Annotated in this window: 12 protein-coding genes and 1 pseudogene; 10 read left to right on the top strand and 3 right to left on the bottom strand. The window is 73.4% G+C overall.

Going from position 1 to position 14,979, the window contains the following annotated elements:
• Positions 1-7 precede the first annotated feature (7 nt).
• From ACFWV2_RS09810 to ACFWV2_RS09845, 8 genes and pseudogenes are all read left to right on the top strand, one after another.
• Positions 8-1,261, top strand: coding sequence for a prenyltransferase/squalene oxidase repeat-containing protein (locus ACFWV2_RS09810; protein ID WP_384404352.1), 1,254 nt, complete (start codon positions 8-10; stop codon positions 1,259-1,261).
• Positions 1,258-1,941: an SCO2322 family protein gene (locus tag ACFWV2_RS09815; RefSeq protein WP_384404354.1), complete on the top strand. Its 684-nt coding sequence runs from the start codon at positions 1,258-1,260 to the stop codon at positions 1,939-1,941. Before ACFWV2_RS09810 ends, ACFWV2_RS09815 begins: the two co-directional genes overlap by 4 nt.
• On the top strand, positions 1,938-3,053 hold the full coding sequence (locus ACFWV2_RS09820) for an energy-coupling factor transporter transmembrane component T (RefSeq protein WP_384404356.1): 1,116 nt from the start codon (positions 1,938-1,940) through the stop codon (positions 3,051-3,053). The genes ACFWV2_RS09815 and ACFWV2_RS09820 overlap by 4 nt, the downstream gene beginning before the upstream one ends.
• Entirely contained in the window at positions 3,050-5,065 is a 2,016-nt protein-coding gene (locus tag ACFWV2_RS09825) for an ATP-binding cassette domain-containing protein (protein WP_384404358.1), read from the top strand. The genes ACFWV2_RS09820 and ACFWV2_RS09825 overlap by 4 nt, the downstream gene beginning before the upstream one ends.
• Positions 5,062-5,995, top strand: a pseudogene (locus ACFWV2_RS09830) (ECF transporter S component). The gene ACFWV2_RS09825 and the pseudogene ACFWV2_RS09830 overlap by 4 nt, the downstream one beginning before the upstream one ends.
• 287 nt (positions 5,996-6,282) lie before the next feature.
• The gene (locus ACFWV2_RS09835; protein ID WP_360783704.1) at positions 6,283-6,684 is read left to right on the top strand and encodes a transglycosylase SLT domain-containing protein; all 402 of its coding nucleotides are present in this window, start codon (positions 6,283-6,285) and stop codon (positions 6,682-6,684) included.
• A gap of 190 nt (positions 6,685-6,874) precedes the next feature.
• Entirely contained in the window at positions 6,875-7,972 is a 1,098-nt protein-coding gene (locus ACFWV2_RS09840) for a DUF2330 domain-containing protein (protein ID WP_384404360.1), read from the top strand.
• On the top strand, positions 7,969-8,637 hold the full coding sequence (locus ACFWV2_RS09845) for an O-methyltransferase (protein ID WP_384404362.1): 669 nt from the start codon (positions 7,969-7,971) through the stop codon (positions 8,635-8,637). Before ACFWV2_RS09840 ends, ACFWV2_RS09845 begins: the two co-directional genes overlap by 4 nt.
• A gap of 65 nt (positions 8,638-8,702) precedes the next feature.
• Here the strand turns inward: ACFWV2_RS09845 and ACFWV2_RS09850 are convergent, their stop codons facing one another.
• Positions 8,703-9,860, bottom strand: a complete 1,158-nt coding sequence (locus ACFWV2_RS09850) for a serpin family protein (protein WP_384404364.1) — start codon at positions 9,858-9,860, stop codon at positions 8,703-8,705.
• Between the two features lie 245 nt (positions 9,861-10,105).
• The gene (locus tag ACFWV2_RS09855) at positions 10,106-11,854 is read right to left on the bottom strand and encodes a recombinase family protein (protein ID WP_384404366.1); all 1,749 of its coding nucleotides are present in this window, start codon (positions 11,852-11,854) and stop codon (positions 10,106-10,108) included.
• On the opposite strand from ACFWV2_RS09855, the gene ACFWV2_RS09860 reads away from it, so the two are divergent.
• Together ACFWV2_RS09860 and ACFWV2_RS09865 are read left to right on the top strand one after the other, a co-directional pair.
• Positions 11,855-12,184, top strand: a complete 330-nt coding sequence (locus ACFWV2_RS09860; RefSeq protein ID WP_384404368.1) for an antibiotic biosynthesis monooxygenase family protein — start codon at positions 11,855-11,857, stop codon at positions 12,182-12,184.
• 29 nt (positions 12,185-12,213) lie between these two features.
• The gene (locus ACFWV2_RS09865) at positions 12,214-12,699 is read left to right on the top strand and encodes a GNAT family N-acetyltransferase (RefSeq protein ID WP_384404370.1); all 486 of its coding nucleotides are present in this window, start codon (positions 12,214-12,216) and stop codon (positions 12,697-12,699) included.
• A gap of 186 nt (positions 12,700-12,885) precedes the next feature.
• Here the strand turns inward: ACFWV2_RS09865 and ACFWV2_RS09870 are convergent, their stop codons facing one another.
• On the bottom strand, positions 12,886-14,955 hold the full coding sequence (locus tag ACFWV2_RS09870) for a DHA2 family efflux MFS transporter permease subunit (protein WP_384404372.1): 2,070 nt from the start codon (positions 14,953-14,955) through the stop codon (positions 12,886-12,888).
• Between the last annotated feature and the right edge of the window lie 24 nt (positions 14,956-14,979).

The following is a 14,979-nucleotide window of genomic DNA, read 5'->3' on the forward strand; positions in this document are numbered from 1 at the left end:
GGGCCCCATGAACACCGTCCGCCGCGGCGCCGCCGCGCTCGCCGCCGCCGCAGTCCTGCTCGGATCGGGAGCAGCCGGAGCAGCGACCGCCGCCCCCTCGCCCTCACCCTCGGCCGTCACGATCCCGCCCGGCCTGTACGGCACGAAGGACCCAACGTACGACGGTGTCTGGCGCCAGTCGCTCGCCTTCCTCGCCCAGCGCTCCACCGGCTACCAGCCCGCCGACCGGTCCGTGGACTGGCTCCTGGGCCAGCAGTGCGCGGACGGTTCCTTCACTTCGTACCGCGCGGACGTCACCAGGGCCTGCGACGCGAAGACGATGCGGGACACCAACGCCACCGCCGTCGCCGTGCAGGCGCTCCACGCCGTCCGCCGCCAGGCCACCGACCCGCAGAAGATCGACCTGGCCGTGAAGAACGCGTCCGAGTGGCTGCGCACCGTGCAGAACGAGGACGGCGGCTGGGGGTACGGCGCCGGCGGCGCGAGCGACGCCAACTCCACCTCGATCGTCGTCGGCGCGATCGCCGCGACCGGGGCGAAGCCCGGCTCGTTCACCTCCGCCGAGGGCCGTACGCCCTACGACGCGCTCCTCTCCTTCGCGCTGCCCTGCTCGGACAAGGCCGGTGCGGGCGCCTTCGCGTACCAGCCGGACAAGACCGGCAAGCTGCTCGCGAACGCCGACGCCACCGCGGCCGCCACCCTCGCCGGGCTCGGCAAGAGCATCGTCGCCACCAAGGCGTCCCCGGCTCAGCCGCCGGTCTGCAACGACCTGTCGAAGCCGACGGTCGAGCGGGCCGCGCTCAACGGCGCCTCCTACCTGGCGAAGGCCCTCGCGAAGACCGGCCACCTGACCCTGCCGCCGATGCCGGGCGCCACCGACACGACCGCGCAGCCCGACATCGGCAACACCGCCGACGCCGTCGTCGCCCTCGCCGCGTCCGGCGCCGCGATGGAGGCGAAGCCCGCCCTGGAGTGGCTGGAGAAGAACTCCGCCGCCTGGGCGAAGGACGGCGGACCGGCCGCGTACGCGCAGCTGATCCTGGCCGCCCGCGCGACGGACACCGACCCGCGCGAGTTCGGCGCCGTGGACCTGGTGGAGCAGCTCAACGCCACCGGCCCCGCGCCCGAGACCCCCGACACCTCGGCCTCCTCCACCACGAGCGACGACGAGGGCCGCGGCTTCGACGTCTGGTGGATCATCGGCATCGGCATGGTCGTCGGCGTCGGCATCGGCTTCCTCGTCAGCGGCCGCAAGAAGTGAGAACCACCAGCGCGGCGGCCGCCCGGATCACGGCCGCCGCGGCCGGGGCGCTGCTCACCCTGACCGCGGTCGCGGCGGCTCCGGCGCAGGCGGCCGGCTACCGCTACTGGTCGTTCTGGGAGAGCGACGGCGGCACACCGTGGGCGTACGCCACGCAGGGCCCCGCGACCGCCCGCCCCGCCGACGGGGACGCGATCGGCTTCCGCTTCGCGGTCAGCGACGGCACGGACGACACCTCCCTGCCCTCCGCCGCCCCCGGCTTCGCGACGATCTGCGGGAGCGTGGAGAGGAAGGACGGCACCAAGCGGATCGCGGTCGTCGTCGACTTCGGCGGCCCGGCGGACGCGCCGCCCGCCGAGGCCCCGCCCCAGAAGCGGGTCGAGGTCGGCTGCGCGCGGGTCCGCGAGGAGGCGACGGGCGCGGAGGCGCTCGCCGCGGTGGTGAAGCCGCTGCGCTACGACAGCGCGGCCATGCTGTGCGGGATCGCCGGCTACCCGGCGCGGGGCTGCGGCGAACAGGTCGCGGAGCGGGCCCCGGGGTCGGCGCCGGCGACGGCCGCGGCGAATCCGAGCGCCGGGGAAACGGGTGGCGGCGGTCCGTCCTTCGGCGTGCTCGCGGGCGGAGCGGGCGTCCTGGCCCTGGGCGGGGCGGCGATCTGGAAGGCCCGCCGCCGCGGATGAGTGCGGTCCGTGGCCTCAGCGTGTTCACGGCCCCCGAGGCGAGCCGGTCCAACGCCCTCCACGCGGGTGCGTGGTGGCTGTGGGCGCTCGGCCTGGCCGTCGCCGCCTCCCGTACCACCAACCCCCTCCTGCTCGGTCTGCTCGTCGGGGTCGCGGGATACGTCGTGGCGGCCCGCCGTACGGACGCGCCGTGGGCCCGCTCGTACGGCGCGTTCGTCAAGCTCGGCCTGTTCGTCGTCGCGCTGCGCGTCGTCTTCTCGCTGCTGCTCGGCTCCCCCATCCCGGGGACGCACGTGATGTTCACGCTGCCCGAGGTGCCGCTGCCCGACTGGGCCCAAGGGGTACGGATCGGGGGGCGGGTGACGGCCGAGCAGCTGGTGTTCGCGGTGTACGACGGGGCCAAGCTGGCGACCCTGCTGATCTGCGTGGGCGCGGCGAACGCGCTGGCCAACCCGGCGCGGCTGCTGAAGTCGCTGCCGGGGGCGCTGTACGAGGCCGGGGTCGCGGTCGTCGTGGCGATGACCTTCGCGCCGAACATGGTCGCCGACGTGGTCCGGCTGCGTACCGCCCGACGGCTGCGGGGCCGGCCGACCGGCGGTGTACGCGCGATCCTCCAGATCGGCCTGCCGGTCCTGGAAGGCGCCCTCGAACGGTCGATCGCCGTCGCGGCCTCGATGGACGCGCGCGGGTACGGGCGGACGGCCCAGGTCCCCGCCTCCGTACGGCGCACCACGAACGTGCTGACCCTGGGCGGGCTCCTCGGGATCTGCGCCGGTTCGTACGGGCTGCTCGCGGCGGAGGGCGCGCGGTACGGGCTGCCACTGCTCGGTGTCGGGCTGCTCGCGGCCCTGGCCGGGCTGCGGCTCGGCGGGCGCCGGACCGTCCGCACCCGCTACCGGCCGGACCGCTGGGGCCCCCGGGCCTGGCTGGTCGCGGGCTCGGGGGTGACGGTCGCGGCGCTGATGATCTGGGCGAACGCGTACGCACCGGAGGCCCTGCACCCGGGGGTCGTCCCCCTGGAGGCCCCCGAACTCCCGCTCTGGCCCGCCGCGTCGATCCTGGTGGGCCTGCTGCCCGCGTTCGTGGCCCCCGTTCCCAAGGAGAACGCGTGATCCGCTTCGAGAACGTCACCGTGACCTACGAGGAGGACACCGAGCCGACCCTGCGGGGCCTGGACCTCACCGTCCCCGAGGGCGAGCTGGTGCTGCTCGTCGGCCCCTCGGGCGTCGGCAAGTCGACCCTTCTGGGCACGGTCTCCGGCCTCGTCCCGCACTTCACGGGCGGCACCCTGACGGGCCGGGTCACCGTCGACGGCCGCGACACCCGCACCCATCCGCCGCGCGAGCTCGCGGACCTGGTGGGCACGGTCGGCCAGGACCCGTCGGCGCACTTCGTCACCGACACGGTCGAGGACGAGCTGGCGTACGGCATGGAGTCCCTCGGTCTCGCGCCGGGCGTCATGCGGCGGCGCGTCGAGGAGACCCTCGACCTCCTCGGGCTCGCCGAACTCCGCGACCGCCCCATCGCCACGCTCTCCGGCGGCCAGCGCCAGCGGGTCGCGATCGGCTCCGTCCTCACCCCGCACCCCAAGGTCCTCGTCCTCGACGAGCCCACGTCCGCCCTGGACCCCTCGGCGGCGGAGGACGTCCTCGCGGTCCTCCAGCGCCTGGTCCACGACCTGGGCACGACGGTCCTCCTCGCGGAACACCGCCTGGAACGGGTGGTGCAGTACGCCGACCAGGTGCTGCTGCTGCCGGAGGGCGTGATGGGCTCCCCCGCCGACATGATGGCCGTGTCGCCGGTGCATCCGCCGGTGGTCGGACTCGGACGGCTCGCGGGGTGGGAACCGCTGCCCCTGACGATCCGGGACGCCCGGCGGAGGGCAGGTGCGCTGAAGGAGCGCCTGGAGGGACGAAGCCCCGCGCTCCCGGCTTCGGCAGCGCCCGAGGGGCGGGACCACGCGCTCTCGGCCCCGCCGACCATCGAGGGGCGGGACCCTGCGCCCTCGGCGCCGCCGGTGTCCGAGGCGCGGGACCGTTCGCTCTCAGCCTCGCCGGCGTCCGAGGCGCGGGACCCCGCGCTTTCAGCCCCGCCGGCGTTTGAGGCGCGGGGGTCCGGGGGCGGGGCCCCCGGTTTCGGGAAGGGGCGGGGTGGGGGGCTCTCCCACAGCGCTCGGCGCCGCACCCCCCCGGGGAGGGCCCCCGGCCACGCCCCCGCGCGCCCGGGCGGCGGCGGCGCGCCCCCCACGTTTACCCGCCCGCGGGGTTTTGGGGGGGGGGGGGGGGGGGGGGGGCCCCCCGGTTTCGGGAAGGGGCGGGGTGGGGGACTCTCCCTCTTCGCACGGCGCCGCACCCGCCCCGTCACCCCCACCCCCTCCCCCCTCCTCCACGTCACCGCACTGGCCGTCCGCCGCGGCCGCGTCGAGGCTCTCCGCAAGGTCGACCTCCGGGTCCAGGCCGGCGAGACCCTCGCCCTCATGGGCCGCAACGGCGCCGGCAAGTCCACCCTCCTCGCCACCCTCGTCGGCATGATCGCGCCGACCTCCGGCACCGTCCGCGTCGCCGGCCGCGCCCCGTACGACACGGACCCCCGCGAGCTGATCCGCCAGGTCGGCCTGGTCCCGCAGGAACCGAGGGATCTGCTGTACGCGGACACCGTCGCCGCCGAGTGCGCGGCGGCAGACGCGGACGCGGGCGCGACGCCCGGGACCTGCCGGGCGCTGGTGTCGGAGCTGCTGCCGGGGGTGGCGGACGGAACACACCCCCGGGACCTGTCCGAGGGGCAGCGGCTGGCCCTGGCGCTGGCCGTCGTCCTGACCGGCAGGCCTCCCCTGCTGCTGCTCGACGAGCCGACCCGGGGTCTGGACTACGCGGCGAAGGCCCGTCTGGTCACGCACCTCCGCTCCCTCGCGGCGGACGGGCACGCGATCGTCCTGGCCACGCACGATGTGGAGCTGGCGGCCGAGCTGGCGCACCGGGTCGTGATCATCGCGGACGGCGAGGTGGTCGCGGACGGTCCGACGGCGGAGGTCGTCGTCTCCTCGCCCGCGTTCTCGCCGCAGGTGGCGAAGATCCTCGCCCCGCTGCCGTGGCTGACGGTCGAGCAGGTGGAGGGGGCGCTGTGAGCGTACGGCCCGTGCGGCTCGGACCACGGTCCGTGACCGCACTGCTCCTGGTCTCCGTGATCGGGCTCATCGCGATCTGCTGGCCCCTGTTCGCCGACGCCGACTCGGCCGTCACGACGCACGCCGCCGACGCCCCCTGGCTCTTCGCCGCGCTGCTGCCCCTGCTGATCGCGGTGGTCGTCGCCACGATCGCCGACTGCGGGATGGACGCGAAGGCGGTGGCGATGCTGGGGGTGCTCGCCGCCGTCGGCGCGGCCCTGCGGCCGCTGGGCGCGGGGACGGCCGGGCTGGAGCCGATGTTCTTCCTGATGGTGCTGAGCGGCCGGGTCCTCGGGCCGGGTTTCGGTTTCGTCCTCGGTTCGGTGACGATGTTCGCGTCCGCGCTGCTCACGGGGGGGCGTGGGCCCCTGGATGCCGACGCAGATGCTCGCGATGGGCTGGTTCACGATGGGGGCCGGGCTCCTGCCGGGGGCGGTGGGGACTCCCCCTGCGCGAGCGGGGTCGAAGGCTCGGGGGACGCTTCGGGGCCGGGCCGAGCTGGTGATGCTGTCCGCGTACGGTTTCGCGGCGGCGTTCGCGTACGGCACGGTCACGAACCTCTACGGCTGGGTGACGCTCAGCGGCGGGGGCGGCGGCGGAGGAGAGGGGGCGGGGGGCTCCGGCGGGATCTTCTTCGTCCCGGGCGATCCGGCCTCAGCGAACCTGGCCCGTTTCCTCACCTTCCTGGTAGCCACCTCCCTCGGCTGGGACCTGGGCCGCGCCGTCCTGACCGTCGTCCTGACCCTCACGATCGGCGGCACGCTCCTGAAGGCGCTGCGCCGGGCCACGCGACGGGCGAACTTCGAGGCCCAGGTCACATTCGAGGGTTCGGAGAAGCCCTCCACGGGTGAGGCGCCCCACAGGACCTACGTCACGTACGAGCCGGAATAGTAGCCGGGCGGTACCCGGCCAAAACGCCCATAACAGGTGATGACCTGCGGAAACCGCACATCCCGAGCCCCCGGGACCTGCCTCCCGGCTGCGAACCTGCCTCGTACAGGGGGTCGTTGCATCGGGGTTCCAGCCCTGCTTGTCTGGAGGACGTCGCCAGGCAGCCGGTGTTCACCACGGCGCCCCGGACGGCCGGTTCCCCCCAGTTCCCGGGTCCCCCGGGCTCTGGTTCCGGCTTGCCGAAATCGCCTGACGCACACCCTTGTCCCCGACGTTAGGTCGAAACCTTGTTCCGCTCGCTCACCACTCGTGTCTCCGCCCGCAACAAGTCCCTCGCCGCCACCGCAGCCGTGCTGCTGGGCGCCTCGGGTGCGGTGCTCGGCACGACGGGCTCGGCTTCCGCCGCCAGCCCGCAGGAGCTCGCCCGTGACATCGTCCCCGCCTCGCAGTACGCGTCGTTCAGCAAGATCGTCGAGCACGAGTCGCACTGGAACCACAAGGCCACCAACTCCTCCAGCGGCGCCTACGGCCTCGTCCAGGCCCTGCCCGCCTCGAAGATGTCCTCGGCCGGTTCCGACTGGAAGACCAACCCCGCCACCCAGATCAAGTGGGGCCTCGACTACATGAACGAGCGCTACGGCTCCCCGAACGCCGCTTGGGCGTTCTGGCAGGCCAACGGCTGGTACTGATAGTCCCCGCCGCACACCGCGCCCCCCGCAAGGCCCCGCCTCCCGTCCAGGGAGGGCGGGGCCTGCGGCGTTTCCGTGGCTCCGACCCCGGTCGTCACCCCAGCCGCCCCGACCGCCGGAGACCCCGTGCGCACCCCGGCATGAGCCGTACGTACGGAACCGGAGACCCGCCGGGCACGTCCCACCCCGCATGCGGGGGACCCACAGGATTCTGACCACCATCGTCGCGCTGCTCGCGCTCCAGCTCGGCTCGCTCGTCGCACCGGCGTACGCCTGCGGCTGCGGCGCCATGATCCCGACCAGGTCCGAGCGGATCGGCGTCGACCGGGAGGAGTCCGCCGTCCGCTGGGACGGGCGCACCGAGACCGTCGTCATGCGCTTCGCCGTCCACGGCAACGCCCGGCGCGCAGCCTGGATCATGCCGGTGCCGAGCCGGGCCGCCGTGACCCTCGGCGACCCGGAACTCTTCGACGCGCTCGAACGGCTCACCGAGCCCGAACAGCGCGACCGCTTCCACTTCTGGCCGCGCGAGGACGACTGGCCGTTCGCCCACGACCACGGCGACGGAGCGGGAGCCCCCGCGCCGGGCACGGGCGGCGTGGGCGTCGTCGGCCGCGAGCGGCTCGGCCCCTTCGACGTCGCCCGGCTGACCGCCACCGACCCCGAGGCCCTCGGCGACTGGCTGCGGAGCAACGGCTTCGAGCTGCCCGACCGGCTGACCGGCGCCCTCCAGCCGTACGTGGACCGGAAGTGGGAGTACGTCGCCGTCCGCCTCGCGCCCGAGGAGAAGGACGCCGTCCTCGGGGGCGAGCTGACGCCCCTGCGCATCACCTTCGCCTCGCCCGAACTCGTCTACCCCATGCGGCTCTCCCGCCTCGCGGCGACCGCCCAGACCCTCGGGCTCTACATCCTGGCCGACCACCGGATGGAGCCCCGCTCCCCCATCGGCGGCGACCGCCCGGAGGTCACCTTCGCCGGCCGGATCGACCGCCCCGAGGGCGCCGTCGCCGGGCTCGCCGGGGAGGGGCCGGTTCATCTGACGGCCCTGGAGCAGGAGTTCCCGAACCCGGGCCGGATCGACGACGACCACCGACTGCGGGTCGTCGCCGACACCCCGTACCGCCGGGTCGAGTACACCGACCGGCTGCTCACCGTCGGCGGCGGCATCCCCGTGTGGCTCCTGACGGCGGGCGGCGGCCTGCTGCTCGCGGTGGTCACGGCGCTCCTGCTCGTACGCGCGGCACGGCGCCGCCCCGCCGCGGGCACCGGTGTACGTTCGCTGACATGACGAACCCTCAGTGGACCGCTGTCGACGCCTACTTCGCCGAGACCATCGTCCCCGCCGACGACGTGCTCACGGCCGCGCTCGCCGAGTCCTCGGCGGCAGGCCTGCCCGAGATCGCCGTCGCCCCCAACCAGGGCAAGCTGCTGCATCTGCTCGCCTCGATGCAGGGCGCCCGGAACATCCTGGAGATCGGCACCCTCGGCGGCTACAGCACGATCTGGCTGGCCCGCGCCCTGCCCGCCGACGGCCGCCTGATCAGCCTGGAGTACGACCCCGCCCACGCGGACGTCGCCCGCGCCAACATCGCCCGCGCCGGCCTCGACACGGTCGTCGAGGTCCGCACGGGCGCCGCTCTCGACAGCCTGCCGGGCCTTGAGGCGGAGGGGGCGGGCCCGTTCGACCTGGTCTTCATCGACGCCGACAAGGTGAACAACCCGCGCTACGTGGAGTGGGCCCTGAGGCTCTCCCGGCCCGGCACCGTGATCATCGTCGACAACGTGGTGCGCGGCGGCGCGATCGTCACCCCGCACCCGGACGACCCGGCGATCACCGGCACCCGCGAGCTGTTCGACCTCGTCGCCGCCGAACCCCGCCTGGACGCGACCGCCCTCCAGACGGTCGGCGCCAAGGGCTACGACGGCCTGCTGCTGGCCCGCGTCGTGAACTGACGGGCAGCCCGCTCGCCCGCCGACCCGCGTCGTCGGCTGACCGGCCGCTCACCGGCCCCGTGCCGTCAGCCGGCCGGCAGCCCGCTCGCCCGCCAGCCCACGAACAGCGGCATCTCGCCCGTACCGTCGAGGACGACCACGCCGAAGGGACGGTCGAAGGCGATCGGCTCCACCACCTGGCGGCGGGGCCGGGCGGCGCTGCGGGTCATCGTGACCTGGGTGACGGCCGCCGCCTCCACCCCCTCCTCCGCGATCTCGACCACCGCCTCCTGCACGACCTTGGCGATGAACAGGTCCGCCTCGGACAGTCCCGAGAAGTCGGCCCCGGGCCGCAGCGCCCGGGCGAGGCCGAGCGCGGCGAGGTGGGCGTTCGCGTCGGTCCTCGTCCGGAGGGTGAAGCGCGGCAGGGCCAGGTCGGCCGCGTCGGCGGTGAGCGGCTGCCGTTCACCGGGCCCGGCCCAGGCGGCGGGCACCACGTCGCCGGGCCCGGCCCCCGCGTCGCCGAGCACGAACCGCACGCGCACACCCCCGTCCCCCGCGCAGGGCAGTTCGACGACGGTGACCCCGTCCACGTACCAGACCCACCCGGCCGGAACGCGCTGCCGCATGGTCGGTACGGGTGTGGTGCGGCCGTCGGCGTCGGTGAAGGGCTCGTCGCGGGTGAGGTGCCCGGGGAAGGCGGTCAGCCAGGACGCCTTCAGGGCGAGGGCGTTGATCAGGACCAGGTCCTCGGACCCGTCGAGTCCGAGCGGCAGCCGCTTGATCCGCCCGCCGGTGGCATCCCGCACCCAGGCGTCGAGCTCCTCCCGGGCGTCCGGGATCTCCCCGAGGGAGATGTCGTCCGTGGCCCCGAGGACACTGTCGGGCAGCGCGAACAGGACCGCGCCGGGCAGCAGCCCGAACTCCACGTCGGGCAGTCCCCGCTTGAACGCGTCCAGCACCGGCACCGTGACCCACACCCCGGTCGCCACCGCGACCCCGCCCTCCTGGCGGAGCCACCGCCCGACACGGGTCACGGCCTCACCGGCCGCCTCTCCCTCGACCCCGAGCAGCCCCCTCAACTCGTCGGCGGTCGCGCCCCGCGCCCCCGACGCGACGGCCCCGAGCGCCAGCCACAGCCCGGCGGGCGACACGACGAAGTCACCGTCCCCCAGGGAGGGCAACCAGCGAGCGGCGAGGGTCCGTACCGCGTCGGCCCTGAGGTCGGCGGGGCTGTGGGTCATATCCTGCCCTCCATGAGCATCGTCGAGATCGATGAACGGTCAAGCGGCTCACCTGGAGGTCCATAGGGCAGGTGCCGCCACGGCTGGCCAGCTTAGAAGCCGTCGGCCTCCACCGTCGGCCCGTGCCCTTCTCCGCACGCCTTGCATCGTCGGAGGGGGTCGACGCACGGTGGGGGTGGGGAACGCCGAGCGGCCCGCGGCCGGGTGTCCACGGCAACGGGCCGATACAAGGTCTGCCGGGCGGCTCAGACGTCCGCAGTGTCTGGCGTCTCCGCCCATCGCACGATCACACGGTCCCGCGTCCTCGCGTTCCGGCCCCTGCCCACGGACTTGGCGATCCTCACGGAGTCGATGAAGAGTGCCAGGAACTCCCGCTTCTTCTCCACGTCCCACGCCGCCCATGTCGACCCCTCCCCGAGGGGATCTCCGTCCGCCCTCGTCCACTCGTCGGGGATCTGGATGGTTCGGTCGCCGGTGGCCTCCAACCGCGCCAAGCGTTCGACCATCCGCTCCTCATGGGCGGCCAACCGCGCCATGGCCCCTCTGAACATCTGCGCACCGGTCTCGTCACCATAGACGCCGGCAAGCCGGTCCACATGAAGGATGCGGCGGGACTCCCGTACGTGCTCCAACTCAGCTCGCGCTGCCTGGCATTCTGCGTCCCGCTGTGCAGTGTCCTGTTGGCGAGCGAAGCGCCGTGACGCCTCGGCCAACCATTCGAGATCTTCCGGGTCGTCAGGGTCCATGGCCAGAAGACGCGCCCACACCCGCCCAGCGGTCTCGTCGTCCGCCGCGTCCTGGCTGATGACGAGACCACCGTGGCCCGCGACGACTCCCCCGGCCCGGTTGCACTTGTAGTAGAGCTTCCCGGCCCGCCGGTCGGTCACCATCACCGAACCGCAGAGGTCACAGAACAGCAGTCCGTGTCCGGCCAGCAGGGTAGGGACGCGTCGGCCCGCTCGTACGACCACCCGCGTCCGGCCGTCCAGCACGTCCTGGAGCTTCCACCACTCCTCCGTGGAGATCAGCGCTTCGTGCGACCGGACGGGCTGCCCTTCGTCGTCACGCAGGATCACGCGCTTCCCCGTCTTGCCCGAAACGGGGTTGCCGTCGGCGTCCCTTGTCGCCGGCACCCGTCCCTGCCACTCGATCGCGTACCCCGCGAGGCGCGGATCCCGCAGGATGCGCAGGACGGTGGACGACACCCACGCAGGGCCCTCCACGGCCTCCGAGACTCCGCGCGCACGGCGCGAGGCGAGACGCTTGGCCCCCGGCTCCCCCAGGGACTCCGCCTTCGTGGGCACGCCCTCCTCATTGAGTCGCTTGGCGATCCGCGAGGCGGAAGCACCCTCTGCCGCCCACTTGGCCATGTCACGGACGTGCGGGGCCTCGACCGAGTCCGGGACGAGTCGGACGACGGACAACCTGCCGCTGATCGCCCTCTCTGTCGCGAAGCCGTACGGGGCGACGCCGGACACGTGGCTGCCGGCTCGCCGGAGCGCGTCCTTGCTGGCGGAGACATAGGCCGACTTCATGTCGGACTCCTGCTGCGCCAGACCCGCGATGATGGCGAGGATGCCGACACCGACCGGAGTGGACGTGTCGAGGTACGACTCTTCGACACTCACCAACCGCACGCCGTACGCGTCCAGTTCCTCGATGATCCGCATGGCTTCCAACGCCCCGCGGCGCGTGAGGCGGGACAGCGAGAAGACCACCACGGCGTCCACGTGTCCGCCGCGCACGGCCGTCATCATCTCCTCGAACCCCGGACGGTGGATGCTCGGGTCCCACCCCGACTTGCCCACGTCCTCGAAGTGGCCCGCCTCGCTCCACCCCTTCGAAGCGATCAGCGAGGCGCATCGTTCGTGCTGCGCCATGGGCGACGCCCGGGAGTCGTCCTCACGTCGTTTTGACTGGCGGATATAGGAGACTGCACGCACGTGATCAAGGCTAGGTGCGGTGCCCGGCCTGTGCTTCCCGAGAGGTGTCATGTGCCTAGTGTGGTAAAGATCAACGTCCTGACCGTGCCGACCGAGCAGCGTGAGGTGCTCGAACAGCGGTTCGCCTCGCGGGCCGGGGCCGTGGAGGGCTCCGACGGATTCGAGTGGTTCGAGCTGCTGCGCCCCGTGGAGGGCACCGACCAGTACCTGGTGTACACCCGGTGGCGCAGTGAAGAGGACTTCCAGGCCTGGATGAACGGTTCCATGAAGGCCGCGCACCAGGGCGGCGGTGAGGGTGGCGGCGAGCGGCCGAAGCCCGCCGCCTCCGGGTCCACCCTGTGGTCGTTCGAGGTCGTCCAGCAGGCGTCCCCGAAGAACTGAGCTGCGCCGCCCGTCGTGCGCGCCGCACAATGGCGCGCATGACCTGGACCTTTGCCCCCGAGCGCGTCGACACGCCGGATGCGACCTCGCTGCGCCGCGACTACTACGACGACGTCGCAAGCCGCTACTGGAAGCGTCCCGCGACCGGGGCGGAGATCGACGAGGGGCTGACGAACGACGGGGTCGAGCTGCTCATCCCGCCGACCGGACAGTTCCTCGTCGCGCGGTACGAGGGCAAGGCGGCCGGCTGCGGCGGGGTGCTGCTGCTCGACGGGGAACGCGCCGAGCTGACCCGGGTCTTCCTGCGCCACGCCTTCCGGGGCCTGGGCGGCGCCGGTCGCCTGATGGACGGCCTCGAGGACGCGGCCCGTGCGCTCGGCGCGCGCCGGATGGTCCTCAACACCCGCCTGGACCTGGTCGAGGCCCGCGCCCTGTACACACGGCACGGGTACGCGGAGATCCCGGCGTACTGCACGGGCCCGTACATGGACATCTGGTACGGCAAGGAGCTCTGACCCGCGCATTCCCGGGGCCGGTGGGGCCCGCGCGGCCGGTAGGGCCGGTGGGGCCGGTGCGGCTGGTGGGGCCCGCGCGGCCGGTGCGGCCCGCGCGGCCTGCGCGGCCGGTGGGGTCCGCCGTTCCTTGCGGGGCGGGCGCCCGGTCCGGTGCCGCCGGGGTGACGAGGTTGCCGGCAGCGCCCGTCAGGCGTGGTGGTCGCGGGGCGGGTCCGGCTCGTGGGGGCGTTCCCCGTCCGAGCCGCAGAGTTCCGCCGTCAGCTCCTCCACCAGCTGGACGAGGTCGGTGGGCCGGTCCGGCCCCCACCAGTCGCCGAGGAGTTCGGCGAGGGACTCCTCCCGCGCCTTGGCCAGCTTCGTCGCCGCCTGCACGCCCTCCTCGGTGAGGATCAGCTGCAGCCCCTCCCGCGTGACCAGTCGCCGTTCCTCGACCTGCCTGGACGCCTCCGTGATCGCCCGCAGCGGTACGGGCACGGTCTCGGCGAGCCGGGCGGGTTCGACGGTTCCGTGGCGGCGGACCCGGAGCAGCAGCCAGCTCGCGGCGGGCAGCAGGTCGAGCCCGGCGCGGGCGGTGATCTTCTCGTAGATCGCCTTGCGTCCCTCGCGGGAGCCGAGGACGGACAGGGCGCGGGCGCACTCGTCGTACGAGGAGCGTTCGACGGGGTTGGAGGCGAGCGTCTGGCTGGTGTCGGGCGCGGTGACCGAGGCCCGCAGCTTGTCCTCCTTGAGGAACCAGGCGACGACGAAGGCGACGAGGACGACGGGCGCCGCGTACAGGAAGACGTCGGTGATGGAGGTGGCGTACGCGTGGAGGACGGAGGGGCGCAGCTCGGCCGGCAGTTCGGTGAGGGTGCGGGGGTCGGCGGCGATCCGGTCGGGGCCGACGCCGGGTGGCAGCTCCTGGCCGGAGGCGGCTGCTCCGGCGAACACGTCGTCGAGTTTGCGGGTGAGCCGGTTGGTGAAGATCGTGCCGAAGACGGCGACGCCGAAGGACGCTCCGATGGAGCGGAAGAAGGTGGCTCCGGAGGTGGCGACGCCGAGGTCTTCGTACGAGACGGCGTTCTGCACGACCAGGACGAGGACCTGCATGACGAGGCCGAGTCCGGCGCCGAAGACGAAGAAGTAGACGCTCATCTCCCAGGTGGAGCTGGTCTCCGTGAGCTCGTTGAGCAGGAGCAGCCCGAGGCCGGTGAGGGCGGTGCCGGTGATGGGGAAGACCTTCCAGCGGCCCGTGCGGGAGACGATCTGGCCGGAGGCGGTCGAGGTGATCAGCATGCCGGCGACCATCGGCAGCATGTGGACGCCGGACATGGTCGGGGTGACACCCTGGACGACCTGGAGGAAGGTCGGCAGGTAGGTCATGGCGCCGAACATGGCGAAGCCGACGACGAAGCTGATGACCGAGACCAGGGTGAAGGTCCGGATCCTGAACAGTTCGAGGGGGAGGACGGGCTCGGCCGCCCTCCGTTCGACCCGGACGAACCAGACGAGGAGTACGGCTCCGAGGACGGCGAGGCCGATGATCCGCGCCGATCCCCACGCCCATGTGGTGCCGCCGAGGGAGGCCACGAGGACCAGGCAGGTGGCGACGGAGGCGATGAGGAGGGTGCCGAGGTAGTCGATGGTGTGCCGGGTGGGGCGCTTCGGGATGTGCAGGACGGCGGCGATCACGAAGAGGGCGACGATGCCGATCGGCAGGTTGATGTAGAAGACCCAGCGCCAGGAGAGGTGCTCGGTGAAGAGCCCGCCGAGCAGGGGGCCGAGGACGCTGGTGGCGCCGAAGACGGCGCCGAAGAGGCCCTGGTACCTGCCGCGCTCCCGGGGGGACACGAGGTCGCCGACGATCGCCATCGACAGCACCATGAGGCCGCCGCCGCCGAGGCCCTGGACGGCGCGGAAGGCGATGAGCTGCGGCATGTTCTGGGCGATGCCGCAGAGGGCGGAGCCGATGAGGAAGAGGACGATGGCGGCCTGGAAGAGCTTCTTGCGCCCGTACTGGTCGCCGAGCTTGCCCCAGAGGGGGGTCGCGGCCGTGGACGCCAGCATGTAGGCGGTGACCACCCAGGAGAGGTGTTCCATGCCGCCGAGTTCGCTGACGATGGTGGGCAGCGCGGTCGAGACGATGGTCTGGTCGAGCGCGGCGAGCAGCATGCCGAGCAGGAGCGCGCCGATCGCGACGAGGACGGTGCGGTGGCTCTGCCCTTCCCCGGGCGCGGGGGCGCCGCCGAGCTGGGAGGGTCGTGTCTCCTGGGCCATGGGCGTCTCCTCGGGCGTCTCGTC

The organism is Streptomyces sp. NPDC058671, from assembly GCF_042716475.1.
GTDB lineage: Bacteria > Actinomycetota > Actinomycetes > Streptomycetales > Streptomycetaceae > Streptomyces.

Bases quoted from the DNA above. Each gene is read 5' to 3' on its own strand.
- ACFWV2_RS09810 (WP_384404352.1), top strand. From the start codon at position 8: ATGAACACCGTCCGCCGCGGCGCCGCCGCGCTCGCCGCCGCCGCAGTC.
- ACFWV2_RS09820 (WP_384404356.1), top strand. From the start codon at position 1,938: ATGAGTGCGGTCCGTGGCCTCAGCGTGTTCACGGCCCCCGAGGCGAGC.
- ACFWV2_RS09840 (WP_384404360.1), top strand. From the start codon at position 6,875: ATGCGGGGGACCCACAGGATTCTGACCACCATCGTCGCGCTGCTCGCG.
- ACFWV2_RS09845 (WP_384404362.1), top strand. From the start codon at position 7,969: ATGACGAACCCTCAGTGGACCGCTGTCGACGCCTACTTCGCCGAGACC.
- ACFWV2_RS09850 (WP_384404364.1), bottom strand. From the start codon at position 9,860: ATGACCCACAGCCCCGCCGACCTCAGGGCCGACGCGGTACGGACCCTC.
- ACFWV2_RS09855 (WP_384404366.1), bottom strand. From the start codon at position 11,854: ATGACACCTCTCGGGAAGCACAGGCCGGGCACCGCACCTAGCCTTGAT.
- ACFWV2_RS09865 (WP_384404370.1), top strand. From the start codon at position 12,214: ATGGCGCGCATGACCTGGACCTTTGCCCCCGAGCGCGTCGACACGCCG.
- ACFWV2_RS09870 (WP_384404372.1), bottom strand. From the start codon at position 14,955: ATGGCCCAGGAGACACGACCCTCCCAGCTCGGCGGCGCCCCCGCGCCC.